Raw genomic sequence first — 22,871 nt, forward strand, 5'->3', positions numbered from 1 at the left:
TGTGGGCTCACCTTCCCGCCATGGCCTTCACCCCCGCGAGATAGGAACGGCCTATCCGCACATCGGCTCCATTGGCCAGGATCGCGTACCAGATACCGAGCCCGTCATGGCGAAGCCCGACGATAAAGTCCCGCCTCACGATCGTCGAGCGGTGGACGCGGACGAACCTGGCCGGGTCGAGCCGGCGTTCGAGCTCACCGAGCGTCTGGTGGAGCAGGAAGCTGCGCGATCCGATCTGCAGAGACATATAGTCGCGCATCGCGTCGATCCGATCGACATCGATCGCCGCGATGCGCACCATTTCCGAACGATAGGGAACCCAGAATTCCTCTATCCGGTCGAACCGCGCAGTGACGCGGCTTTCGGGTCCGGCGATCTTTCTACGTGCGCGCGCGACCGCCCGGACAAGCCCTTCGGACGTCACGGGCTTTAACAGATAGTCGACTGCCGCGACATCGAAGGCCGCCAGGGCAAAGCCGTCAAAGGCCGTGCAAAAGACGATGGCAGGCGGTTGCTCTCCGGTCGAAAGCGCCTTCGCGACTCCCATGCCGTCCACTTCAGGCATGGCGATATCGAGAAGAACGAGGTCCGGCGACAGCGTCCTTGCCAGGCGCAGCGCGACCTCCCCGTCGAACGCGGTCCCCACCAGCGAGAGGCTGGGAAGGTGCGAGCAAAGCATGACCAGCCGCTCGATCGCGAGCGGCTCGTCGTCCACGATCAACGTGCGCAAGACGGGCTCAGTGTTCATCGAACGTAAGCGGCATGGCCAGGTCGACGAGGAACCCGCCGGGATCGAGCGGGCGCACGCGGCAATGGCCGCCAGCGCCAAATCGCGCGGAGATGCGATCCGCGACGTTGCGCAGGCCAAGGCCGGTGCCTCCATCGGTCTTCTTGCCGGCGGTGCCCGGTTCTCCGTCATCCTGGACCGACAGAAGAAGGAGACCGTGCCGGGCGCTCGCGCGGATACTGATCGTGACGGGGCGACGTGATCGTGACACGCTATATTTCACGGCGTTCTCGATCAGCGGCTGCAAGATCAATCCGGGAACAAGGGCATCGCGCAGATCGTCCGGCAGATCGATGGCGAGACGCAGCCGGTCTGGAAACCGGGCCTGCTCGATCTCGAGATAGAGGCGCTGGAGCCGAATCTCCTCCACCAGCCGCACATCCTCGCTCGGATCGCCGACCAAGCTGGCCCGGAAGAAGCTTGCGAGATTGATTATCATGCGCTCGGCGGCGGGACGCCTGTCTGCCATTACCAGAGTGGATAGCGAGTTGAGCGTATTGAACAGGAAGTGCGGGTTGACTTGATATCGCAGCGCCCGCAGCTCGGCCGCCTGCGCCGCGGCACGAAAGGCCGCGCTCTTGCGTTCCAGCGCGCCAACTTCCGCCGCGTAGCGAAGCGCCAAGTAGAGCGCTGCCCAGCCAACGAAGAAGAAATAGCTGTTGACCGCGCTGTCCGCGATCATCTTGATCACTTCGATATTGGCGTCGTCGGCGTTCGTGCCGCCAACTTGCACCATCATCCGGCCGGGCGGCCGAGGCTGCTGCGCGCCCGAAGGCACGCTGCTCGTCTCGCGGCTTGCGGCCCAGGGCAGCTCCAGGACGTCGAACACCACCCAATCGACGGTCGAAAAAGCCAATGCCGCGGGCGCCGCGAGCAGGCCGGCGACGATCATGCCACGCCGCAGCGAACTCGTCACAACGCGGCTCAACACCAGGTAGAGCAGATAGGTGAGCCCCATGCTGAAGAACATGAGCGCCAGATGCCGTACCAGAGTGTCGAGTTGGCCGGCCTGCCCCATGACCAGCGAGCGCAACGTGACGATGGCGCAATAGAACAGCCAGAAGCCGATGATCGACAGCAAGGCGACACGTGGCGAAAGAGCAGGTTCGTCGTGCAGGTCCGCAGCAAATTCGTCAGCCATGGCGGATCATAGCGCCAGCCCCGCACCGGTAGAAGATGGCGCCGTGTCGCTTGTCGAAGACTGTCGAACGCTCATCGAAACGCACAGGCGCCAGGCGCTCCGACAGGCTCTTTTCGGCATCGGACAAGGATGAAAGGATATGCGGTGACTTTTCCAACCGGTCGGCGGCCACTGGCTCTCGTGGCGACCGCAGCATTGGCGGTCGTGCTGGCTCCCTGCGCGGTTGCCGGGCAGACTTCGTGGAATGCCATCCTGGCCGATACCGGCCGCCCCGAAGCCGACAAGGCCCGCGATCCGGACCGCAAGCCGGCCGAGATGCTCGCCTTCGCAAAGGTGCGGCCGGGCGAGACGATCGTCGATTTCCTTCCGGGAAAGGGCTATTTCACGCGCCTGTTCAGCCTGGCCGTCGGCCCGCGCGGAGCGGTCTACGCCGTCACGCCGCAAGTGCTGCTCGACAGGGCCAAGGGCCGCCCGCTCCCGCCGCCCGTGTCGGGCGAACCCGGTCGCGACAATGTTCATGAAAGCGTCGCCGACAGCCAGTCGTTCGGCCTGCCCAAAAAGGCCAGCCTGGTGTGGACGTCGCAGAATTATCACGACGTCCATATCTGGCTGGGCGCCGCGGGCACGGCGGCGTTGAACAAGGAAGTCTTCGACGCGCTCAAGCCCGGCGGCCGGTACGTCATCCTCGATCATGCCGGCGCATCCGGACTCGACGATGCCGGGATGGCCAAGATGCATCGGATCGACGAGGCCCTGGTGAAGAGCGAGGTGATCAAGGCGGGGTTTGTTCTCGATGGCGAATCCGATGCCTTGCGGAATCCGGCCGATCCTCATTCGGCAAACGTCTTTGATCCCTCGATCCGAGGCAGGACCGATCAGTTCATCCTGCGTTTCCGCAAACCGGAATGACGACGGACCACGCAAGGGCCTGCCCCAGGATATCCGGGTTCGTCGCGAGATCCGTTCCGATCGGGCGCCGGACCGAAGGATGAACGCGTGCGGCGGCCAGGACTGCAAATCCTGGCCCGGTACTAGCTCGATAGGCTCACCATCTCGCCGGCTTCGACGGAGGGGTCGCCAAGCGTCGCCTGCACCCATTCGTCGCTGAACACCGTATCGAGATAGCGCTCTCCCCCGTCCGGTGCGATACCGACGATGACGGTGCCGGCGGGCATCGAACCCGCAAACTCGTGCATCGCGTGCGCAACCGCACCGGTCGAAGCACCGGCCAGGATCCCCTGCTCTTCGAGCAGCCGACGACACATGCGGACCGTGCTGATTTCATCGACATAGACCAGTTCGGGCCGGCCCAACGCATCGACTTCGTCGGCGAGCGGCGGGCGGACTCCCGTGCCGATCCCGGGCAGGAAGCGCGGTGCAGCGGGACCGCCGAAAGTGCGCGATCCCACAGCATCGACAGCGACAATCCGCGTATGCGGCGAAGCGGCCTGGAAATGGCGCATGCAGCCCAGCAACGTGCCGGTCGTTCCGGCGCCAATGACGAGCAGGTCGACGATGGGCACGGTCCGCAGGATCGCCGGCGCCGTCGTCGCCTGGTGCGCCCCGGGATTGGCGGCATTGGCATATTGGTTGGTCCACAAGGCCTGCGGATCCGATGCCAGGATTGCGCTGACGGCATCGAGCCGCGCCTTGAGATAGCCGCCCGCTCCAGCTTCGGTGACTCGGCAGATGCGACCGCCGAAGACCTGTATCAGATGGACATTGGCGGGCCGTGCATTCGGATCGACCACACAGGAAAATTTCAGCCCTCGCCGATGGCAGAGATAAGCCAGCGCGACGCCGAGATTGCCCGAGCTCGATTCGACCAGATGCGCGCCGGGGGTCAGCATCCCGGCATCATCGAGATCGGACAGGATGCGCAGCGCCGTCTTGAATTTGATCGAGCCGGTGGGGTGATAGAACTCCAGCTTCAATATCGCCCGGCAGGCGGGCGCGAAGCCCTCCAGCTCGAGAAAGACGTCATCGAAGAGAAGCTCTTCAGCGCGCTTGAACAACATGGGCGCTCCAGATCCGATTGTCAGAATGGGGTTCAATTGCAGGGAAATAGGCACATTCCGGCGGGCCGCCCCGCGCGTCGGCACCTTACATGCTGATGAAATGACCCAGCCGTTCGACCTTGGTCGCCAGGTATCGCTGGTTCTGGCGTCGCGATTCGGTGACCAGCGGAACGCGCGAATCCACGGTGATCCCGAGCAGCCTGACCGCTTCGATCTTGTCCGGATTGTTGGTCATCAGCCGGATCGATGGCACGCCCAGCGCACGCAGGATCTGCGCCGCGGCCGCATATTCACGGGCATCGACCGGGAGGCCGAGCTCAAGGTTGGCATCGACTGTGTCAAAACCGCGATCCTGGAGCTGATAGGCCCGCAGCTTGTTGGCGAGACCGATGCCTCGCCCTTCCTGGCGCAGATAGATCAGGATGCCCGATCCGGCCTCGCCGATCCGCTCCAGCGCCATCGACAGTTGATCGCGGCAGTCGCATCGGAACGATCCGAACACGTCCCCGGTGAGGCATTCCGAATGGATGCGCGTGAGGATTCCAGGCACCGTGACATCGCCCATCGTCATCACCACATGTGGCTGCAGGCCGATGCCGCTCTCCATCACCCCGATATTGAATACGCCATTCAAAGTCGGGATCGATGTCATCTCCGAAATGAGATCAACACCCTCCAATTTTTCTTTGGATGAAAGCATCTTTTCTACCTTAAATGATAAGTTTCGACTTAGTCGCGCTCTCTTATTCTCGGAATTATCTGGTCGAACGGATATTCCGCCACCCAAAGGTGCACGAGCTTCGCGGCCGCGGCCAAATAGACATGGCCGAATTCGGGGTCGGCCTCGGCGGCCTGACGCGTGGCGAGCGCATATTTCACGCCGTGGCAATCGGGCCGGATGCTGGCTTCGGTCGCCAGCAGGTCGAACGCCGCGGCCCTGGCGCCGGGCGCCAGGTGCCAGCCGGCCGCGGCCGCCAGTTCCGGCGAACGGAACAGCGCCTCGGCAAAGCCGAGATCCGTGGGCTCCGGCTTCGCGTCCGGGGCGATCTTCCCCTCTGCGATGATGGCCTGATAGGCGCTGGCGTAGAGATTGCTGGCGAGCAGCGCGCTGGCGGGATCGACGAAATGCCCCGAAAGGCCCAGCACCGCCTGGGGCAGCGTCAGCGCATGAGTCCAGCCATAGCGGGCATGCTCCTCGGCTTCCTGGAGCATTGAAAAGGCCGCAGTCCGGCATGGGATGACGAAACCGTTGCCCAACGGCTGGGGCACCTCATCGCGATCCGCGATGATCGATCGGATCTGCGTATCGAGCCCATGGTCGATCGACTTGCCGAGCAGGGCGCTGATGCCGCCTTTGCTTGGTGCGCGCAGCTTTGACACGTCGCGCTGCGCATGCTCCAGTTCTCGGGCGATCGTGCCTGCCGCTTCATGGCGAGCGGCATTGTCGATCGCGGCACCGATCGCCTGGTCGGGATGGCGAGATACCTCGTGGACGAAGCCCAACAGCATCGGCAGCGCCGCCTGCTGCTGCGCCGGCTGCAATTGCGCGAACAAATTCAGATAGATGTGGCTATGCGCACCGCACGAATAGCGCGACACCAGCAGATCGGACAGGCCATCGACCAATTGGGCGTGCGCGCCATGAGAGACCAGTGCCTGCGCCGCCGAGAGCGCGCGATTGGTATCCCCGGCAACCACGGCGTCGCGGGTGGCTGCCAGCGCCGCATCGACGCTTGCCCCGTCCGCGCCCGTCGCTGCGGGCGGCAACACAAGCGGCTCGCCGATCTCGCGGTACCGCGTCGCCGATGCGGCGAACTGCAGGCGCGCAAGATCGCGCCGCGCCGGATCAACACTTGGCAGCAGCAGGAAGCGCGCCATCAGTTCGAGCGGCGCATGCATCGTGAAACTTTCCAGAGTCTTCCTGGGGGATGCTACAATATTTGCACCCCATGCGAATAGATTTTCTTCATTTGAATCAGATAATTCGCTCTCAAAAAAATGATCAGCGAATCTACCCCAATCGGTATCAGAGGAAAGTTGTGGCATTATACTCAAGAACCCTCACATAAATCGGAAATTTAACCGAAAGAATCCGACGATTAAGCTCACATTCAAAATATTTCACATTTCTCTTGAACGTCAACACAGATTAACGAAGATGCGTGAAATAGCATGGGCGAATCGTAATGCATGACAGTCCAATCACCACCGTAGCAGTATCAACCGATTCGGATCTTTTATGCTCGGGAGGCTATGATGGTAAGGTCATGGTCTCTGACATCAACATGGAACAATTATGGTCATTTCAAGCAAATGACTTGATAAATCACGCCGCATTCGATCGTTCGGGCGACTTGGTGGCAGCGGCGAGCGCCGACAGTTTCGTATATGTCTTCGAAGCGCGCACCGGCCTGCTGCGCGCCCGCCTCGGGCCGCATGGCGACGACGTCAACGCCGTCGCCTGGCATCCGTCGGGGCGGTATCTGGCCACCGCTCTCGATGCGAAGGATACCGCGCGCATCGTCATCTGGGACGTTGCAGCATGCGCCGAAGCTGCAGCGATAGACGGCCATGAGCATGGCGTGTTCGCGCTGGCCTATTCGCCTTCCGGCGACCGGCTCGTTTCCGCGGCCGAGGACGGCACCGCACGCGTCTGGGACAGCGCGAACGGCACCGAGCTGCTGGTCCTGGAGCATCCCGGCGACCCCGAAACAGTGGACTGGTCGCCGTGCGGCCGGTTCATCGCGTCGGGCTGCGACGATTCCCGGCTGCGGCTTTGGGATGCGGATACCGGGCGCGAGATCGCCAGCCACCTGAGCGGCGGGGCGGTGCGCTTCGTCGGCTTCGACGGCGCCGGAGCGCGATTGCTGACTGGATCCTATGAGGGGCTGGTGCGGCTGCATTCTGTGCCCGATCTCGCCGTCACCGGCAGCTTGTCCGCCCCGTTCCAGTGGGAGCGGGCGGCGGCATTCGGCCCGGGCGAATCGATCTTTGTCGGCAGCTTCGGCGGAAGCCCGATCCGGCATGACGGCACTGGCGCAGCGCGGACCAAGGCGCCAACCCTGGGGATCAATTGCATCGCCGCCGGAACCGCCGGCATCCTTGCCGGACGCGACGACGGCTGCATCCTGGGCGTGGAGAGCGAGACGCCGCTCTACTGGCACGACAGTATCGTCAACGCCGTGATCTTCACGCCGGACGGACGAATCGCGAGCGCCGATTATCGAGGCGCGCTCAAGCTGTTCGATGTTGCGCGGGGCGTGCTGGTCGCCACGCGGAACGTGCCCGGCGGACCGGTCAACAGCATCGCCTTCGACGCCGGCACCGGCACCTTCTTCACCGCCGGCTATGACGGCATGATCCGGGCATGGGATTCCGGCCTGGCCGATTTCAAGGAGATCGGCGGGCATGACGGGCCGGTCAAGTCGCTCGCCTGGTGCGGCAAGTCCGGGACACTCATCGCCGGCTCGTCCGACGACACCATATCGGGCTGGCGGGACGGCCGGCGCGTCTTTCACATCGTCCAGGACGGGCTGGTGCTCATCAACGCCGTCGCCGCGCACCCGGCATCGGCCGAATTCGCATCGGCATCGCGTGACGGCCGCATCCGTCTCTGGGATTCGCGGACAGGCGGGCTCAACGAAACGCTGCCGCTGGTGCACAGCAAATCGATCAAGGCGATCGCCTATAATGGCGACGGCACCCGGCTGCTGAGCGGAGCCTATGACGGCGACGGGGTGCTATGGTCGCGGACCGAGAGCGGATGGGGTGCGCGCATCCTCAAGCTTCACGGCAAGCCCGGCGTGCCCGCAGTTGCCTTTCTCGGCGATCTTGCGCTGACCGCCGGGTGGGACGGCACGATCGGAGGATGGAAGCCGTCAGGCGAGCTTGCGGTTCATCATCGCTGCAACCAGATGCGGACCGCGCGCTGACATGATCAGCGAGGAGGCGAGGCGACGGCTGGACGCTTTGCTGGCCGAGGCGGACGAGAGCGCGCGGAGCCGGCTGGCCGCCAATGTCGCAGCCGCGATCGAGACTGCGCGAACATTCCGCGCAAGCACCGGCCGGGACGCGTTTCTTGCCCTGCTCGACGCGCTGGCCGGGCTATCGCCGGCGCCGTCGGTGCCGCACCAGCTACGGGCCGGCGACCATGACTATGAGAGCTTGTTCAAGCTCTGCCGGTCGATCCAGTTCTCCTGGGGGCCATGGATCGAGGATCCAGCCCAACGGGACGCAGGCGCCGCCGGGCCGCATAGCTGGGGATTGAACGAAGTCCTCTCGATCACCGCGCCGGGCGAATCGTTCCGGCTGGTGGAGATCGGCTGCGGCACCGGCGCGTTCGGCTATGACGTCGCCTGCCGCCGCAGGGAAGCAATGGTGATCCAGGCCGACATCTCGCTGGAGAGCCTCGTCTTCGCGGCCCTGCTCCAGAGCGGGACGCGGCTGACCTTGCCCAAGCGCGTCGATTTCGAGCGATCGGAGGACGGCATCGGCTGGTTCACCATCGCGCCGCGGCCACCGGCTCGGCCGATTGCGCAGACCCTGGCCAGCCTGCCCACGGATGGCGGCGCCGATTTCGTCGCGGCCATCAACGCCTTCAGCCTGTTCGACGATCCCGTCGACGCACTCGCCGAAGCGGCGCGGCAACTGCGCCCGGGTGGCCATCTGCTGTGGATCGATCTGCTCAGTTGGCGCGCCGAGACGCCGGCGCCGCGCCGTATCGCCGGCCCTGCGGCAATGGCGGCCGCATTGGTTTCGGCAGGCCTCGAAGTTCGCCGACAAGTGGGCGGCATACCCTATCTCGAGAATTGGGGGTTCGAACGCTGCTATGACTGGCGCAGTCACCTCGTGCTCGCACAGCGCCCCGCCAATGAGTGAGCCCCCCGCCGATCTCGCCGTGATCGGCTATTTCGCCGCCGTGCAGCGGCTCATGCTTCCCTGTGCCCTGGCGGACGTCGGCGGCGGCAAGGCCGGCGTGCAGCTGGGGCCGACGCTGACTGCCGACGCCCCGCTGGTGGGCCTGGACCTTGCGGGGCGCGGCTGGTCAGTCGCCGCGCATCTGACTCATCCCGGACGGGGGCGCGACCAGCAGGCGGCGATCGCGCTGCTCGAGGACCGGATCGAGCGGCTGACGCTGGGTCCCGATTGCGGCGCGCCCATGGAGATCCAGCTCCAGCATATCGACCGGGAAGTTGTCTGGTATTGCGATCCCGGTCCCGGCTTGCGTTCGCTCGCCGAACTGGGCGTCGTCGCGCCGGCAGCGCGCAACCTGTATCTCGATCTGTTCGACTGGTTGGAGCCGCTGATCTGCGTTGATCTTCGACACGCGCCGACGCTCGTCTTCCTCAACGGCGGGCTCCGCCCATGCGATTCGCTGGCGCCCCTGATCCAGCGCTGGCGGCCGCGAATCCAAGGCCGGCTCGTGCTGCAGGTATCGGCGGCAGGGATCACCGATCCTCGCGAACTCGCCGCACGCGCCGATCTGATCGTCGAGATGGGCGCCGATCTCGCGGTCGTCACCGCTTCCGCCAACGGCCTCGCAATCGCTGCCAGGAACGCATCGGCAGTGCATCGGCCGGCTCGCGACGTGACGGTCCTGGATGCCAGCGGCGCGGGGGCAGCGGCCTCCGCGGCATTGATCGCCATGCTCGACCGCCAGCCCGACGCGGCACCCGCCGCGCTGGTCGAGGTCGCGCTGGACGCGGGCGCGGCTCGCTGCACAGTCGACGGTGCAGTCGATCCGGCCTCGGCCATGCGGTGGCAGCTATTCAGGGAAACCGGGGGGATGGAGCAATGATCCGGACCTATATCGTCACCGGCGGAGGAAGCGGCACCGGAAAGCACGTCGCCCGCCGGCTCAGCGGCGCCGGCCATGGCGTGATCCTGTGGGGGCGCAGCGAAGCACCGTTGGCCGAAGCCGTAGCGCGGGGCGATGCGGCACATTATTTCGCGGCCGATCTCGCGGATCCCGATTCCGTCGAGCGGCTGACAAGCGAATGCCAGGCCTTGGCGACGCCGATCGACGGCTTCGTTCACTGCGCGGGAGTATGGACGCCGGAGACGCTGGTCGATGTCGATCCTTCGACGATCGCCCGTCATATCCAGTCGGTCTCGATCGCCGCAGCCCTTTGCCTGCGAAGCGCCGTCCGGCTGATGACCGCGGGCGGCCCGATCGTGCAGATCGCCGCCGCTTCGGCCAAGCCTGGTTTCTCGGATACCGCGCTCAACATAATGGCGAAACGCGCGCAGGACGGCCTCGCCGAGGGGCTGATCCGCGAATTGCGCGGCACGCCGATGCGCGTGACGACAATCTATCCGGACAGCATCGGCGCGAACGACAGCCCTTCCGTCTCGCGCGGCGATGCGATCAGCTATGACGATCTCGCCACGGTGATCCGCTTCGCGCTGGAGGCGCCGGCGTCCGCGCATATACAAGAGATCGTGCTGACGGCACGCAATTCCGGCCGCTGACAATGGCTATCCTTGTTTGCTCGCTCGATCGCGTCCCCGAGGCAGTGGCCCGGCCCGGCGTGAAATATGCCGCGTCGCTGATTCGCCTGCCACTCGTCGAACGAAACGCGCTCGAGCGGCACTTTCGTCCGGACCAGACCCACCTGATGCTCGATATCGATGACATCTGGCTCCCTGCCCAGGGCAAGATCGCACCCGACCAGGCGATCATCGGCCGCCTGATCGCGTTTGTGCGCGAATGGCCGCAAGACACCGACATCCTGTTTCATTGCTGGTACGGCGTCAGCCGGTCGACGGCGGCGGCGATCATCGCAATGCATGTGGCGCTGGAATGGACGCCGGCCCGGATCGTCCAGACGATGCGCGCGGCCTTGCCCTTCGCCGCGCCCAATCCTCTGATGCTTGGGCTTGCCGATCAGCTGCTCGGCCTCCCCGGCCAATTGGGGGGGATCGCGGCGCAATGCGGGACCGCACGTGATTTTCAGGGCGGCCATCTGACGAGGCTGTCCTTCGAGCCGCGAGATCGGGCGTTGCCATGAGCATCGCCTTGGTCTGCCTGAGCTGCCGCCGGCCCCGCCACTTCATGCGCGCCGTGGAAAGCGTGATGCTCAACTGCCTGGACCTTGCGCGAGTTCGCCGGTTCGTCGTGATCGACGACGGCTCACCCGACGCCGATGTCGCGGCGATGCAGGCACGCTGGCCGCAGTTCGAGCTGATCCGCAAGCCGGCTCATCTGAAGGGTCAGGGCACCAGCCTGATGACGATGCTCGAGGCGGTCGACGAGGATCTGATCCTGTATTGGGAAGACGACACGATCCTGATCGAGCAAGGGCACTGGATCTCTCGGGCAACCGCCGTCGTCGAGGCCGGCTTCAGCCAGGTCATCTTCGACACCGCGATCGTGCACGAGCCTTGCCTGCGGGCGATCGCCGTGTCGCGGGATATGGGGCATTTCGCATTGGATCACGACACCGGGCGCGACTATGCGCCCGCCGCCACCTTTCGCTACAATATCGACCCCTGGCCCGGCGCGGTGGTGCGCCCGGGGCTATGGCATGCCGCTACTCTGCGGGCGCGCGGCATTCGCTTCCACCCCAGCGACTTCACCAACATGGAATATCGTTTCTCGTTGGACTTCGGTGCCGCGGGCCTGACTTCGGCCGTTCTCGCGCATTGCCGGGTCTTCGACCTTGGCTATGATGTCAGCGCCCATGTCCTCAACGAGACGCGGCGCGCCCATGATCCCGTCGGACCATCCGCTGGAGAACAGCCATGAGCGCGCGCGACTCCGTGACGTTGCCTCCTGCCTTCCATGTGGTGCCAGGCACGGTGGTGACGACGCTGCTGGAGAGCGACCCCAACGCGGTCTTCGACGCAGTCGCGACCGGCTATCGGCTCCATTGCGAGGGCAGCTCGATCAATCCGGACAGCTATTTCCTGCGCTTTGCGGACAAGCCCCGCGACCGGATCATCGCGCTGCCGGCCTATCTGGGCGGCGACATCGATCTGGCCGGGATCAAATGGATCTCGAGCTTTCCCGGCAACCGCACGGCGGGCCTCGATCGCGCCTCCGCGATACTGGTGCTGAACGACTATGCCACAGGCTACCCGGTCGCCTGTCTGGAAGGCGCCGCGATCAGCGCGACACGCACGGCCTGCCTGGCCGCGCAGGCAGCCGAGGCGCTGGGCAGCGCCCGCAGCGGAACCCTGGCACTGATCGGCACCGGCCGGATCGCACGCGCCACGCTGGCCTGGCTGCTGCACAGGAAATGGTCGTTCGAGTCAGTGCGACTGTTTGATCTCGATGTCGAGGCCGCCGCGCGCTGCGCGGAGTGGATCCGCGGCACGCTCGGCTGTCCCGTTCATATCGCCGGCGACGCGACAACGGCCATGGCGCCCTCGACTCTGGTCGTGCTGGCAACCACTGCCGGCGAGCCGCATCTTGATGATGCACGTGCCTTTGCCGCCAATCCGACCGTCCTCCATCTGTCGCTGCGCGACATATCGACGGCGCGGATTCTGGAGTCGCAGAACATCGTCGACGATGTCCATCACAGCCTGAAGGCGCACACCTCGCTGCACCGCGCCGAGCTTGAAGTTGGTACGCACGCGTTCGTCGCCGGCACGCTGCAAGACATAATAGCAGGCCGCATCGCGCCCGATCCGACACGGCCGCGCCTATTCTCGCCCTTCGGCCTGGGCATCCTCGACATCGCGCTGGGCGCGATGATCTGGCGCCGCGCCGTCGAGCGGGGCCTGGCAATCGAGATTCCGGGCTTCTTCGTCCCTGCCGCCTTCGACTGACCTGTCCGCGCCGGACATCGGCGAATGACGCCCCCGGCCGCGGCTCAGGCCGCGCGGCTGGCAGCGGATCTCAGCACGCCATAGGCCTGGAACAGTTCCGCGAAGTGCATGTCCATGGTGCGTGGCGCCTCATCCAGGGCACGGGGCGCGGCAGCGGAATGGCTCGCCACAAAGGCGAGGATGGCGTCGCGCAGTGCGTGCGCGTCCCCCGCGCGATAGCGCAGGCTCGGCGCGCGATCGGCATGATCGGCGGCGCCGCCGCGATCGGGCACGATCACCGGCAGCCCGCTTGCGCGCGCCTCCGCGGCGACCATGCAGAACGTCTCGGCCTCGCATCCATGGACCAGTGCATCTCCGCTCGCCATCAGGCGCGCCAGCGCGCCGCGATCGGCGAGCGGCCCCGGAATGCGGATGTGCGGAGAGCCGCCCGCACGCGCGATCAGCCGGCCCTGCAGCCGCCCCTCGCCCACCAGCAGCAGCGCGATCGGATGCTGGGTGGCCGCCGAGAGCACCGCGTCGATCACCATGCCCCAGCGCTTCTCCGGCGCGTGGCGGCCGATTCCCAGCAACAAGGTCGCGGAGGGATCGAGCCCGCATTCGGCAAGCAGCGCGGCGCGGTATCGCGGATCCCGATGCCGGGGCGTGAAGATTCCCGGCTCGACGCCCATCGGGATGGTAACCACGCCGGGCATCCCCCCGCCGCTAAGCCGCGCCGCGAACTCGCCGCTGGCGCTGACGACCATGTCATAGGCCTCGCCTAGCCGCCGCAGGTGCCGCCAGAAGAAGTCGAACCCGCGATCGATCGTCTCGATGCTCGCGACCTGCCCGAACCAGCGATAGGCATAGGCGGAGAGCGGATCGGCATGCATGACCAGCGCGCGCGGCGCGGCGCCGTCCCAGCGCGCCACCATCGATGCGCTGCCCCAGGGCGAGGACGCCTCGACGAAATCGGGGCGCCAGCGATCCAGCGCGCGATGGAGCGCCTTCTCGTCGTCGAAATAGCGATAGCGCCGGTCGAGCGGGAATGGCGGAGACGCCACTGTCTCCAGCACCGCGCCGGGGCCGCGCCGGATCACGGCATCGGTCTTGCCCGGGACGAGCACGATGATCTCATGGCCAAGCCCGGCCGCAGCCGCCAGCTTGCGATCGACATAGGCCCGCACGCCCCCACCCCTGGGCGCGTAAAAGGCGCTGACATCCACGATCCTCATCTCGCGCCGGCCCCGCCAGCGGCGCTACCCGGGATCGACTGCGGCAGGATAGGCATGATTTCCGCTCGTTCACTCATACACTGGAGCAAGGACGCCGCCATCGCGCTGCACCGCAGTAGTGTGCCGAAAGTTTTTGTCCCGCACTCCCGCTTGCCCGGCGCGGGGACATCGGGCAAATGCGCCCGCGGAAGGAGCTGACCCATCCCCGCCCCTGCTTCCGGACTCACCCAGCTTTACGAGGAACTGCGCGGCGAATTGCTGCGCTTCCTCGTGGCGCGCACGGGCAATCCGGCGGAGGCAGAGGATCTGCTCCAGGAATTGTGGCTGCGCATTCGCGACGCCACGCCGGGACCGGTCGCGAATGGCCGCGCCTATCTCTATCGCGCCGCGCAGAATCTTGTGCTCGACCGCCTTCGCGAAGCCCGCCGCCGCGAGGCGCGCGACAAGGACTGGAGCGACACCCAGGCCGAGACCGTCGTCGGCGACCGCGTCGATCCGGGCCTCCGGCCCTCGAGTCACTCATCGCGCGCGAGGAAGTGGCGGCGCTCCGCGCGGCGATCGCGCAACTGCCGGAGGGCGCCGGCCGCGCCTTTCGCCTCCACAAGCTCGAAGGGCTGCCGCACGCCGAGGTGGCCGCGCGCCTGGGCATCAGCCGCAGCGGAGTCGAGAAGCATATCGCAGTGGCGATGGCGCATCTGCGCCGCGCGCTTGGGAACTGAGGTGCCGGCAGCACGGCGGCGTCTCATGCGACAACAGGGAAGGCATCGGCGCGAACCGATGTCGGGAATCGGGCGATGAACGAGGATATTCACGAAGCCGCGGCGCGCTGGCACGTCGCGCAACAGCATGACGACATGGACTGGCACGGCTTCACCACCTGGTTGGAAGCCGATCCGGGCCGTCGCCTGGCCTATACCGAGATCGCGCTGCTGGATGCGCGGATCGACGCGACGCTTCCCGAACTGGCCGCCGCCATCGAAACGCCGGAAATCCCCGCGCGCAGCTTCCCGCGCTGGGCGGCCGGTGCCGGCATCGCCGCCGCTGCGACGATCGCCATTGCCGTCATCGGATTCCAGGGCAACCATCCCGAGGCGCCGGCCGCACACGAGTTCGCCAGCGCGGCGCGGACGACGCAGACCGTGCGACTCGCCGGCGGCGTCACGGCCACGCTCGGCGCCGGTTCGCGACTCTCGTCGCCCCGGGCGGGTGAGCCGATACGGCTCAGCGGCAGTGCCTTCTTCAACATCCGCCACGATCCGGCGCGGAGCGTCGTCGTCGAAATAGGCGGCTATCGCATCCGCGATGTCGGCACCCGCTTTGCGGTCAGCGCTGCCGACGGCGTACTCAGCCTGTCCGTAGAGGAAGGCAAGGTCGCGATCCAAGTACCTGGACAGACATCGGAAACATTGGTCTCGGCCGGCCAGGAAGCGCTCGCCCAGGCCGGCAGGATCACGCTGCGCCCGACACGAGTGTCGAGCATCGCATCCTGGCGGAGCGGACGTTTCGTCTATGATCAGGCGCCGCTCGCACTGGTCGCCGCCGATATCGCCCGCTACACGGGGGAACCCGTGTCGGTCTCCGGTCCGGTCGCGCAGCGCTCCTTCTCGGGCGTGCTCGCGCCCGGTGATCGCCGGGCAATGGTTTCCACCCTCACCCAATTGACGGGGCTGCATGCGGAGAGCGATGGTCAGACGGTCCGGTTGGTCGATCGTACTGGCGGCTAGCACCCTGTTATCGGCTCCCGCCCAGGCGCGGGACGAACGTTTCGCAATCTCCCTGCCCGCCGGCAACCTGGCCGATATTCTCGAAGCCTTTTCCGCGCAGACCGGCATCTCGTTCGTCTATGAAACGCGCCTGCCATATGCGCGCACGCGCGCGGCGCGCGGCCACATGTCCGCGCGCGATGCGCTGGACCGCATATTGCAGGGAACACCGGTACACGCCGTGCGGATCGGCCCCAGGGCGTTCCGCATCCTCGCACGCCCCCGTCCTGCCTCGCGCCACGCCGCGCCGTCTCCATCGCCCGAACCCCAGCCCTTCTCGGACACCGACGACGAAATCGTGGTCACCGCACGCAAGCTGCCCGAAACCCTGTCCTCGACCGCCGGTGCGATCGCAGTCTATGTGCCGCGCGACCCCGCGCGGCTCGACCGCGCGACCCGCGCCGGCGACGTGGCTCGCGTCATCGAGGGGCTGAATGTATCCAATGGCGGCCTTGGCCGCGAGCGGCCTTTCATCCGCGGCCTTGCCGACAGCCCCTTCAACGGCTTCAGCCAATCCACCGTGAGCGTGCAGGTCGATGAAGGCCGAGTCACCTATGACGCGGCCGATCCCGGCCTCTATCTCGCCGATATCGACCGGGTCGAAATCCTGAAGGGGCCGCAGGGGCCGCTCTACGGCACCGGCGCGCTGGGCGGCGTCTATCGCATCGTCACCAACCGGCCGGTGATCGGCTCCACTTCGGGTGAAGCGACCATCGGCGCGCAGGCGGTCGGATCGGGCGGCCTGGGCGCAAGCGGCGAGGCGACGCTCAACCTGCCGCTCATCAGCGATCGCGCCGCGTTGCGCCTGGTGGGCTATGCGCGCACCGACGCGGGCTGGGTCGACGACGCCAACGGCCCCTCGAACGTGAATCGCACGCATACCGCCGGCGGACGCGCCGCCCTCCGCCTCGCGACCGCGACCGGATGGACCGCCGACCTGATCGGCGCCTATCAGGCGAACCGGGCCGACGACAGCCAATATGTCGATCGCGACTATGAGGACCTGACGCGCAACATCACCCAGAGAGAGCCACGCCGCGGCATCTTCGCGCTCTCCCAGGCGGTCGTCTCCGGTCCGATCGGCGCCTTGCGGCTCACCGCAGTCACCAGCCATGCCTGGCAGGATCAGCATGACGTGTTCGATGCGAGCGCGGCGGCAGGACCGCTGGGCGTGCCCGGTGCGCTGCGCTATCGCGACGGCCGTGCCTATCGCGTCTTCGACCAGGAGGTTCGACTGGCCTCGGCGCCCGGCAGTTCCTTCGCCTGGACGACGGGCGTCTCCTACATCTCGGCAGTGACGCGCGCGACGGGCGCGATCGACACGATGACCGGTACCGTGCCCGATTATTTCACGCTGCATCGCCGGGTGACGGAGACTTCGGTGTTCGCCGACGGCGCCTATCCGCTCACCTCGCGCCTGAAGCTGGCACTCGGCATGCGCCTCTTCCGCGCCACGACCGAGGACGAACGCCAGGAGGAACTCGACGCGCGCCGGGTGAATCACGCGGTGATCGGCTTCACGCCCAGTGCCTCGCTCTCCTATAATTTCACGAGCGACCGCCTCCTCTATGTCCGGCTCGGCACCGCGTACCGACCGGGCGGCATCGATCCGAACAACAGCCGCACCGGCCGCTATGTCGGGGATTCCGTCCGCAGCATCGAGGCCGGCGGCCGCGCGGCGATCGACGGCGGCCGGCTGGAATTCACCTTTGCCGGCTTCCACGTCGGCTGGCACTCGATCCAGTCGGACTATCTCGAGCCGGCCGGCCTGGTCGCCACCCACAATGCCGGCGACGCGACGATATTCGGGCTGGAGGGAAGCGGGATCTGGCGCCCCGGCAAGGGGTGGCAGCTGCGCGGCGGCTTCACCCTCCAGCGCCCCCGCCTGATCAACGCGGCGGACGGCACCCGTCTGCCCAGGGATCGCCGCCTCCCCGTCGTCCCCGACGTCGCCGCCGATTTCGCCATGGAGCACTCCGTCCGGCTGTTGGGATACAAGCTCACTTCCTATGTGGCGTTGAACTATGTCGGCGCTTCGCGGTTGAGCTTCGATGACGGACTGGATCGCGGCATGGGCGACTATGCGCTGGCACGCATTGGCGCGAGGATCGTGGCCGGATCCTTTACCATAGCGCTCGACGTGGACAATCTGCTCGATGCGCGCGCCGACAGCTTCGCCTATGGCAACCCCTTCTCGATCCACAGCGAACACCAGTACACGCCGCTGCGGCCCCGCACCTTCTCGCTCTCCATTTCGCGCGGCTTCTGACGAAAAAAGATCGCGCCCTGGCTGCGGCGGCGGCCGGCGGCGGCGTCTTGCCGATGTGACTCGCCCAGGAACAACGCCGCCCCGCCGGCTCCTCGCCTCGATCCACGACGTGTCGCCGCGGCACGAGCCGGCGATCGATCGGCTCCTCGAAGAGCTTGCTTCGGTCGGGGTGGCACGACCGGCAATGCTCGTCGTTCCCGATTTCTGGCGCGAGGCGGAGATTCGCCCGGGCTCTCCCTTCGCGGCCCGCCTGCGCCGCTGGGCCGACGACGGGATCGAGATGTTTCTCCATGGCTACAGCCATCGCGACGAGACCGAGCACGATTCCTGGCAGGATCGCGTCAAGGCCAGCCGGATGACCGCCGGCGAGGGCGAGTTTCTCGGGCTCGACGCCGGGGAAGCCGAGCGCCGCATCCATGCCGGCCGGACCCTGATCGAAGATATTATCGGCCGGCCGATCGCGGGCTTCATCGCCCCGGCCTGGCTCTATGGCAATGGCGCGCATGCGGCCATGAAGACGCTCGGCATCCCGCTTGCCGAGGATCACATGCGAGTGTGGGCGCCGGAAACAGGGCGCATATTCGTCAATTCTCCCGTGATCACCTGGGCGACGCGAACCCGCGCGCGCATGCTCTCGTCGCTCGCCGTCGCCAGCGTCGCGCGGGTGATTCCCTTGCCCAGGATCGTGCGTGTCGGCGTGCATCCCGGGGACGTGACGGTGCCGGCCACGCTTTCGAGCATTCGTCGTACCGTCGCGAAGATCGCGCGGTCCCATCTGCCCAGCCATTATCGCGACATGGTCGAGGATCTTGCGTGCGCGTCCTGACCTTCCTGCACAGTTTCGAGCCGGGCGGCGTGGAGCGAGTCGCGCTCCGGCTCGTCCGGCACTGGCGGGCGATGGGCATCGACGCACGGCTCTTCCTGGGTCGCGAGGAGGGAGCGCTTCGCGCCGAGCTGGCCGATGACCTGGTCTATGCCGTTCCGTCCCGACCCTCGATCGGCACGGCGAGGTGGGAAACCCTCTGGATGATCGCAAGGTTGCCTGCCGAGATTCGCCGGACACGCCCGGACGTGCTGTTCGTCTCCGGAAGCACCTATACCATCGTTGCGGCGGCGATGATGCTGCGCTTCGGCAGGCGCTGCCCGGCGATCGTCGTCAAGATCAGCAACGACATGGCGCGCCGTGACTTGCCGCCGGTGTCGCGCTTTCTGTGGCGGCGCTGGCTGGGCCTGCAGGCGCGCTTCGCATGGACCTGGGTGATCATGGACGAGGCGATGGCCGAGGATCTGCCCGCCCGCATGAAGGCTTCGTTCCAGGTGATCCACGACCCCGCAATCGAGGAAGTCCGGATTCGCGCGCCGGCATGCCGCCGCACGGATACGCCACGCCGCTTCGTGGCGATCGGGCGCCTGGCCGCGCAGAAGGACTATCCGCTGATGCTGCGTGCCTTCGCGCGCGGCGCGCGCGCCGGCGATACGCTGACGATCTATGGGGACGGCCCGGACCGTGCGGAACTGGAAGCCCTCGCGGCCCGTCTCGGCCTGGCGGCGCGCGTCGATTTCGCGGGCCACATGCCCGATGCAGCATCGCAGCTGCCCGGCTTCGACACCTTGTTGCTCTCGTCCCGCTACGAAGGCGTGCCCGCGGTGCTGATCGAAGCGCTCGCTGCCGGGCTCTCGGTCATCTCGACCGACAGCGGTTCGGGCGTGCGCAGCGTGCTCGGCGATGGCCGCTTCGGCGCGATCGTGCGGCGCGATGAAGCCGCCCTCGCCACCGCGATCGCGGATCTGGACGCCGTTCCTCCGCTGCATGCGGGCCGCCACGCGCATTTGCACCGTTTTACGATCGAACGGTCCGCCGGAACCTATCTCGACACCTTCCTGGACGCCGCCCGCGGCGAGAAGAGCTGGGCTCCGCTCCCCTCCAAAATCGACGAGCTCGCATGGCCAGTTCCGCCAACCCGGTGAACGCGCTCGCCGATCCGGCGGCCACGCTTCTCCCCGCGACCAGCCCCGTCCGCGAATGGCTGCTGACGATCGCCGGCCTGGGCCTGTCCGTGGCCGTCCTGCTCGCCGTGCTGGTGCAGCTTGGCGGGATCGACACTTCGCGCTTCGCCTCCGCGCCTGCCAATCCCTGGTTCTGGCTATGCTTTGCGCTCTTCTATGCGCTTGGTCCCGCAATGGAATGGCTGATCCTCCATCGGCTGTGGAAATTGCGGGCGGACGCGGTGCCTGCCTTGTTCCGCAAGCAAGTCGCGAACGAGATCGTCTTCGGCTATTCGGGCGACGCGCAATTCTATCTCTGGGCCCGGCAGCATCAGCCTCTGAAGGGCTCGGTGTTCGGCACGCTGCGCGATGTCACCGTGCTTTCGGCCCTCGCCGGCAACCTCGCCACGCTGATCATGATGGCAGTCAATGCGCCTCTGCTCTACGCAATCGCGGGCGGCGCGCTGCTCAACAGCTTCGTGGCCTCGGTTGCCGTCATCATCCTGTCTTCGCTCGGGATATTGGCGATGCGGCGTTTCGTCTCGCTGCTCACGCTTTCCCGCCGCGATCTCATCGTCACTTTCGGCCTGCACAGCCTGAGGATCGTGCTGAGCCTGGTGCTCACGGCATTGCTCTGGAAGCTGTTGCTGCCCGATCTTTCGCCCATGCTCCTCATCGCGGTGGCGACGCTACGGATGATGGTCCACCGCCTGCCGCTGATTCCGGCGCGCGACGCGTTGCTGGCGCCCTTGATCCTCGCGCTGCTGGGGCCGGGTTCCGGTCTCGCGGCCGCCACCATGCTGGTCGCGGCGCTGACGCTGGTCACGCATATGGCGGTAGGCGCGATCACTTCGATCGCATCCCTTCTGTCCGCTTCCCGACCTTCGTCATGAGCGCGCTGCGACAGAATCTCGCCTGCATCGCCATGCTCCTCGGAACTGCCGCAGGGAAGCCGCAGCTGTCCGGCCAAGCCGATGCTCGGGCGGCCATGGTCTCCCGGATCCGCGCCGCCGTTCGCGCCGCCGCGCCGAGTGCGGACAATCCGGCGCTCGCGCGCGCGCTCGCGGCGGTGCAGGAAGTTCCGCGCGAAGCCTTTGTACCGACGACATTGCGAAGCGAGGCCTATCACGAGATTCCATTGCCGATCGGCTATGACCAGACGATCTCGAACCCCTATATCGTAGCGATCATGACGGCGGCGGCCGATCCCGGCCACAACGCGAAGGTGCTCGATATAGGCACGGGCTCGGGATATCAGGCGGCGGTGCTCGCCAAGCTGGCCGGCCAGGTCGTGTCCATCGAGATTGTGCCGCAACTCGCCGACCAGGCGCGCGAGCGGCTGACTCGCCTGGGTTTCGCCAATGTCGCGGTCCACACCGGCGACGGATATGCGGGCTGGCCGGAACGGGCTCCCTTCGACGCGATCATCGTGGCGGCGGGGGCTGCACGCGTTCCCCAGCCCCTGCTCGACCAACTCAAGGTCGGCGGCAGGCTGGTGATGCCCGTCGGCCGTAGCTGGGCCACGGAACAGATCCTCGTCGTCACGCGCACGAGCGACACCGAATATCGGCGCTGCTCGCTGGGCTGGTCGATGTTCGTGCCTCTCACCGGGCAAGGCAAGCGCCCCCAGAACGCGAACGGGCTGTTCGAGAAGATTCCTCTCTGCTTCGAGAACGAGGTCGCCCATCCCGACTTCGAACCAGCGACGCCCAAGTAGAGTTCAGGCCCTGCGACTCGGCGTGCTGCTCGATGGATCGCCGGGAGCCCCGACCAACCTTCGCATATCGTATAGTTCCGGCGGAAATCCGCGAAGCTATGGGCCGCTAGATCCGCGCCATGGATCTTGGGTGGAGGGTTGCCGGATGAATCTCGAACCAGCGCTTCCGGCGATGGGCTGCGCCTCGCGGCGCTCCGGACGCCCGCTGCCGATCGCCCTTCGCGCCGCCGCCCCCTGCCTCGCCCTGGTGGCGCTGTCCGCTTGCGGTGGCCCCTCTGCGCCCCATGCGGGCGTGAAGCCGGCGAAGGTCGATCCGGTCGCGCACGAATCGGAGCTCATGCGGATAACGCTCACGCCCGAGGCCGAGCGCCGCCTGGGCATCGCGGTTTCGGCAGCCACGCCTGGGCAGGAACGCAATGCCATCATGACGCACGGAGAGGTGGTCGTTCCTCCCGCGGCGCCTGGCAGCGTCCCGATCACCACGACCACCGATCTGATGACGCTCGCCGGCAACCAGGCGCGCGCCGATGGCGATATCGCCCGCGCCGCGGCCCAGGCGCGGGTGGCGGGAATCAACGCGCAGCGTGCCGAGGCACTGGTCCGGGAAGAGGCGGGAAGCATCAAGGCACGCGACGACGCCCTCGCCGCAGCGGCAGTCGCGCAGGCGGACCTGGCCACCGCGCGCGCGCAGCGCAGCCTGCTCGGCGCCCCGGTCGCATCGCTTGGGCGCCAGCGCATCCTGTGGGTGCGCGTGCCCGTGCTCGCCGCCGACGTGGTGCGCGTGACGCGCGCCGCCGATGCCGCCATCCGGCCGCTCGGCGGCGAAGGGGGAGCCATTTCGGGGCGACCGGTCGCCGCGCCTCCCTCCGCCAATGCCACCGCCGGCAGCGTGGACCTCTATTATTCGATCCCGAACACCGGCCGGCTCGCCGTCGGCCAGCGCGTGGCGGTCGAGCTGCCGGCGACGGGAGGCGCCGCACAGGGCCTCGCCGTGCCAGCGTCGGCGATCCTGCACGACGCCTATGGCGGGGAATGGGTCTATGTACGGACCGCGCCGCGCAGTTTCGAGCGGCGGCGCGTTCAGGTTGCCGGGATCCACGGGCCCGCCGCCATCCTCGCCATGGGCCTCAAGCCCGGCGATGAGGCGGTGACTGCGGGCGCCGCCGAGCTGTTCGGCACCGAATTCGGCGCGAAGTGAGCGATC

General features: G+C 66.8%; 22 protein-coding genes and 2 pseudogenes. 18 read left to right on the forward strand and 6 right to left on the reverse strand.

Translation table 11 applies throughout. The features are described from left to right. Nucleotides 1-7 precede the first annotated feature (7 nt). Together FFS08_RS13210 and FFS08_RS13215 are read right to left on the reverse strand one after the other, a co-directional pair. The gene (locus FFS08_RS13210) at nt 8-748 is read right to left on the reverse strand and encodes a LytR/AlgR family response regulator transcription factor (RefSeq protein WP_137862195.1); all 741 of its coding nucleotides are present in this window, start codon (nt 746-748) and stop codon (nt 8-10) included. Then, nucleotides 738-1,928, reverse strand: coding sequence for a sensor histidine kinase (locus FFS08_RS13215; RefSeq protein WP_137862094.1), 1,191 nt, complete (start codon nt 1,926-1,928; stop codon nt 738-740). The genes FFS08_RS13210 and FFS08_RS13215 overlap by 11 nt, the downstream gene beginning before the upstream one ends. 144 nt (nt 1,929-2,072) lie before the next feature. Here FFS08_RS13215 and FFS08_RS13220 point away from each other — a divergent pair, with 144 nt between their 5' ends. Next, nucleotides 2,073-2,837 (forward strand): class I SAM-dependent methyltransferase, encoded by a 765-nt coding sequence (locus tag FFS08_RS13220; RefSeq protein ID WP_212742014.1) that lies wholly within the window; start codon nt 2,073-2,075, stop codon nt 2,835-2,837. 122 nt (nt 2,838-2,959) lie between these two features. On the opposite strand, the gene FFS08_RS13225 is transcribed toward FFS08_RS13220, so the two are convergent. The 3 genes from FFS08_RS13225 to FFS08_RS24055 all read right to left on the reverse strand — a co-directional run bounded on the left by FFS08_RS13225 (nt 2,960) and on the right by FFS08_RS24055 (nt 5,992). After that, entirely contained in the window at nt 2,960-3,946 is a 987-nt protein-coding gene (locus FFS08_RS13225; RefSeq protein ID WP_137862096.1) for a pyridoxal-phosphate dependent enzyme, read from the reverse strand. 85 nt (nt 3,947-4,031) lie between these two features. Beyond that, nucleotides 4,032-4,646, reverse strand: a complete 615-nt coding sequence (gene ribA, locus FFS08_RS24050) for a GTP cyclohydrolase II (protein WP_349290412.1) — start codon at nt 4,644-4,646, stop codon at nt 4,032-4,034. 29 nt (nt 4,647-4,675) lie between these two features. Then, on the reverse strand, nt 4,676-5,992 hold the full coding sequence (locus FFS08_RS24055; protein ID WP_249341035.1) for a hypothetical protein: 1,317 nt from the start codon (nt 5,990-5,992) through the stop codon (nt 4,676-4,678). A 140-nt stretch (nt 5,993-6,132) separates the two neighbouring features. Between FFS08_RS24055 and FFS08_RS24315 the strand changes: the two are divergent. The 8 genes and pseudogenes from FFS08_RS24315 to sbnB form a co-directional block, all read left to right on the forward strand. After that, a pseudogene (locus FFS08_RS24315) lies at nt 6,133-6,207 on the forward strand (WD40 repeat domain-containing protein); the annotation flags it as partial. Between the two features lie 96 nt (nt 6,208-6,303). Continuing rightward, nucleotides 6,304-7,878 carry a WD40 repeat domain-containing protein gene (locus tag FFS08_RS13235; protein ID WP_249341036.1) on the forward strand — a complete coding sequence of 525 codons (1,575 nt, stop codon included), beginning with the start codon at nt 6,304-6,306 and terminating at the stop codon, nt 7,876-7,878. A 1-nt stretch (nt 7,879) separates the two neighbouring features. Beyond that, on the forward strand, nt 7,880-8,824 hold the full coding sequence (locus FFS08_RS13240; RefSeq protein WP_137862099.1) for a class I SAM-dependent methyltransferase: 945 nt from the start codon (nt 7,880-7,882) through the stop codon (nt 8,822-8,824). Then, entirely contained in the window at nt 8,817-9,743 is a 927-nt protein-coding gene (locus tag FFS08_RS23490) for a hypothetical protein (protein ID WP_171012600.1), read from the forward strand. The genes FFS08_RS13240 and FFS08_RS23490 overlap by 8 nt, the downstream gene beginning before the upstream one ends. Then, the gene (locus FFS08_RS23495; RefSeq protein ID WP_171012601.1) at nt 9,740-10,417 is read left to right on the forward strand and encodes an SDR family oxidoreductase; all 678 of its coding nucleotides are present in this window, start codon (nt 9,740-9,742) and stop codon (nt 10,415-10,417) included. The genes FFS08_RS23490 and FFS08_RS23495 overlap by 4 nt, the downstream gene beginning before the upstream one ends. 44 nt (nt 10,418-10,461) lie before the next feature. After that, nucleotides 10,462-10,956, forward strand: a complete 495-nt coding sequence (locus FFS08_RS13250; protein WP_137862101.1) for a hypothetical protein — start codon at nt 10,462-10,464, stop codon at nt 10,954-10,956. Then, nucleotides 10,953-11,693 carry a glycosyltransferase family 2 protein gene (locus tag FFS08_RS13255; protein WP_137862102.1) on the forward strand — a complete coding sequence of 247 codons (741 nt, stop codon included), beginning with the start codon at nt 10,953-10,955 and terminating at the stop codon, nt 11,691-11,693. Before FFS08_RS13250 ends, FFS08_RS13255 begins: the two co-directional genes overlap by 4 nt. Continuing rightward, a complete protein-coding gene (gene sbnB, locus FFS08_RS13260) occupies nt 11,690-12,721 on the forward strand; it encodes a 2,3-diaminopropionate biosynthesis protein SbnB (RefSeq protein WP_137862103.1) in 1,032 nt (343 codons plus the stop codon). Before FFS08_RS13255 ends, sbnB begins: the two co-directional genes overlap by 4 nt. 44 nt (nt 12,722-12,765) lie before the next feature. Here sbnB and FFS08_RS13265 read toward each other — a convergent pair whose 3' ends face one another. Continuing rightward, nucleotides 12,766-13,932, reverse strand: a complete 1,167-nt coding sequence (locus tag FFS08_RS13265) for a glycosyltransferase (RefSeq protein WP_137862104.1) — start codon at nt 13,930-13,932, stop codon at nt 12,766-12,768. Nucleotides 13,933-14,202: 270 nt separating this feature from the next. Here FFS08_RS13265 and FFS08_RS24060 point away from each other — a divergent pair. The 9 genes and pseudogenes from FFS08_RS24060 to FFS08_RS13305 all read left to right on the forward strand — a co-directional run. Further along, nucleotides 14,203-14,304, forward strand: a pseudogene (locus FFS08_RS24060) (RNA polymerase sigma factor); the annotation flags it as partial. A 164-nt stretch (nt 14,305-14,468) separates the two neighbouring features. Further along, nucleotides 14,469-14,651 carry a sigma factor-like helix-turn-helix DNA-binding protein gene (locus FFS08_RS24065; protein WP_249341037.1) on the forward strand — a complete coding sequence of 61 codons (183 nt, stop codon included), beginning with the start codon at nt 14,469-14,471 and terminating at the stop codon, nt 14,649-14,651. 75 nt (nt 14,652-14,726) lie between these two features. Beyond that, nucleotides 14,727-15,656: a FecR family protein gene (locus tag FFS08_RS13275; RefSeq protein ID WP_137862105.1), complete on the forward strand. Its 930-nt coding sequence runs from the start codon at nt 14,727-14,729 to the stop codon at nt 15,654-15,656. Next, on the forward strand, nt 15,616-17,964 hold the full coding sequence (locus tag FFS08_RS13280) for a TonB-dependent receptor (protein WP_171012602.1): 2,349 nt from the start codon (nt 15,616-15,618) through the stop codon (nt 17,962-17,964). The genes FFS08_RS13275 and FFS08_RS13280 overlap by 41 nt, the downstream gene beginning before the upstream one ends. Before the next feature lie 55 nt (nt 17,965-18,019). Further along, a complete protein-coding gene (locus FFS08_RS13285) occupies nt 18,020-18,790 on the forward strand; it encodes a polysaccharide deacetylase family protein (RefSeq protein ID WP_249341038.1) in 771 nt (256 codons plus the stop codon). Then, nucleotides 18,778-19,932 (forward strand): glycosyltransferase, encoded by a 1,155-nt coding sequence (locus FFS08_RS13290; RefSeq protein WP_249341039.1) that lies wholly within the window; start codon nt 18,778-18,780, stop codon nt 19,930-19,932. The genes FFS08_RS13285 and FFS08_RS13290 overlap by 13 nt, the downstream gene beginning before the upstream one ends. Beyond that, nucleotides 19,908-20,843 carry a hypothetical protein gene (locus tag FFS08_RS13295; RefSeq protein ID WP_137862108.1) on the forward strand — a complete coding sequence of 312 codons (936 nt, stop codon included), beginning with the start codon at nt 19,908-19,910 and terminating at the stop codon, nt 20,841-20,843. Before FFS08_RS13290 ends, FFS08_RS13295 begins: the two co-directional genes overlap by 25 nt. Beyond that, the gene (locus FFS08_RS13300; RefSeq protein WP_137862109.1) at nt 20,840-21,667 is read left to right on the forward strand and encodes a protein-L-isoaspartate(D-aspartate) O-methyltransferase; all 828 of its coding nucleotides are present in this window, start codon (nt 20,840-20,842) and stop codon (nt 21,665-21,667) included. The genes FFS08_RS13295 and FFS08_RS13300 overlap by 4 nt, the downstream gene beginning before the upstream one ends. Before the next feature lie 145 nt (nt 21,668-21,812). Next, nucleotides 21,813-22,865 (forward strand): efflux RND transporter periplasmic adaptor subunit, encoded by a 1,053-nt coding sequence (locus tag FFS08_RS13305; RefSeq protein ID WP_249341040.1) that lies wholly within the window; start codon nt 21,813-21,815, stop codon nt 22,863-22,865. The last annotated feature ends 6 nt before the right edge of the window (nt 22,866-22,871 follow it).

The organism is Sphingomonas sp. 1F27F7B (genome assembly GCF_005503355.1).
Classification (GTDB): domain Bacteria; phylum Pseudomonadota; class Alphaproteobacteria; order Sphingomonadales; family Sphingomonadaceae; genus Sphingomonas.

Coding starts and splice junctions, on each gene's coding strand:
- FFS08_RS13210 (WP_137862195.1), bottom strand. CDS start 748: ATGAACACTGAGCCCGTCTTGCGCACGTTGATCGTGGACGACGAGCCG.
- FFS08_RS13215 (WP_137862094.1), bottom strand. CDS start 1,928: ATGGCTGACGAATTTGCTGCGGACCTGCACGACGAACCTGCTCTTTCG.
- FFS08_RS13225 (WP_137862096.1), bottom strand. CDS start 3,946: ATGTTGTTCAAGCGCGCTGAAGAGCTTCTCTTCGATGACGTCTTTCTC.
- ribA (WP_349290412.1), bottom strand. CDS start 4,646: ATGCTTTCATCCAAAGAAAAATTGGAGGGTGTTGATCTCATTTCGGAG.
- FFS08_RS24055 (WP_249341035.1), bottom strand. CDS start 5,992: ATGCCACAACTTTCCTCTGATACCGATTGGGGTAGATTCGCTGATCAT.
- FFS08_RS13240 (WP_137862099.1), top strand. CDS start 7,880: ATGATCAGCGAGGAGGCGAGGCGACGGCTGGACGCTTTGCTGGCCGAG.
- FFS08_RS23490 (WP_171012600.1), top strand. CDS start 8,817: ATGAGTGAGCCCCCCGCCGATCTCGCCGTGATCGGCTATTTCGCCGCC.
- FFS08_RS23495 (WP_171012601.1), top strand. CDS start 9,740: ATGATCCGGACCTATATCGTCACCGGCGGAGGAAGCGGCACCGGAAAG.
- FFS08_RS13255 (WP_137862102.1), top strand. CDS start 10,953: ATGAGCATCGCCTTGGTCTGCCTGAGCTGCCGCCGGCCCCGCCACTTC.
- sbnB (WP_137862103.1), top strand. CDS start 11,690: ATGAGCGCGCGCGACTCCGTGACGTTGCCTCCTGCCTTCCATGTGGTG.
- FFS08_RS13265 (WP_137862104.1), bottom strand. CDS start 13,932: ATGAGGATCGTGGATGTCAGCGCCTTTTACGCGCCCAGGGGTGGGGGC.
- FFS08_RS13275 (WP_137862105.1), top strand. CDS start 14,727: ATGAACGAGGATATTCACGAAGCCGCGGCGCGCTGGCACGTCGCGCAA.
- FFS08_RS13280 (WP_171012602.1), top strand. CDS start 15,616: ATGGTCAGACGGTCCGGTTGGTCGATCGTACTGGCGGCTAGCACCCTG.
- FFS08_RS13295 (WP_137862108.1), top strand. CDS start 19,908: ATGGCCAGTTCCGCCAACCCGGTGAACGCGCTCGCCGATCCGGCGGCC.
- FFS08_RS13300 (WP_137862109.1), top strand. CDS start 20,840: ATGAGCGCGCTGCGACAGAATCTCGCCTGCATCGCCATGCTCCTCGGA.
- FFS08_RS13305 (WP_249341040.1), top strand. CDS start 21,813: ATGAATCTCGAACCAGCGCTTCCGGCGATGGGCTGCGCCTCGCGGCGC.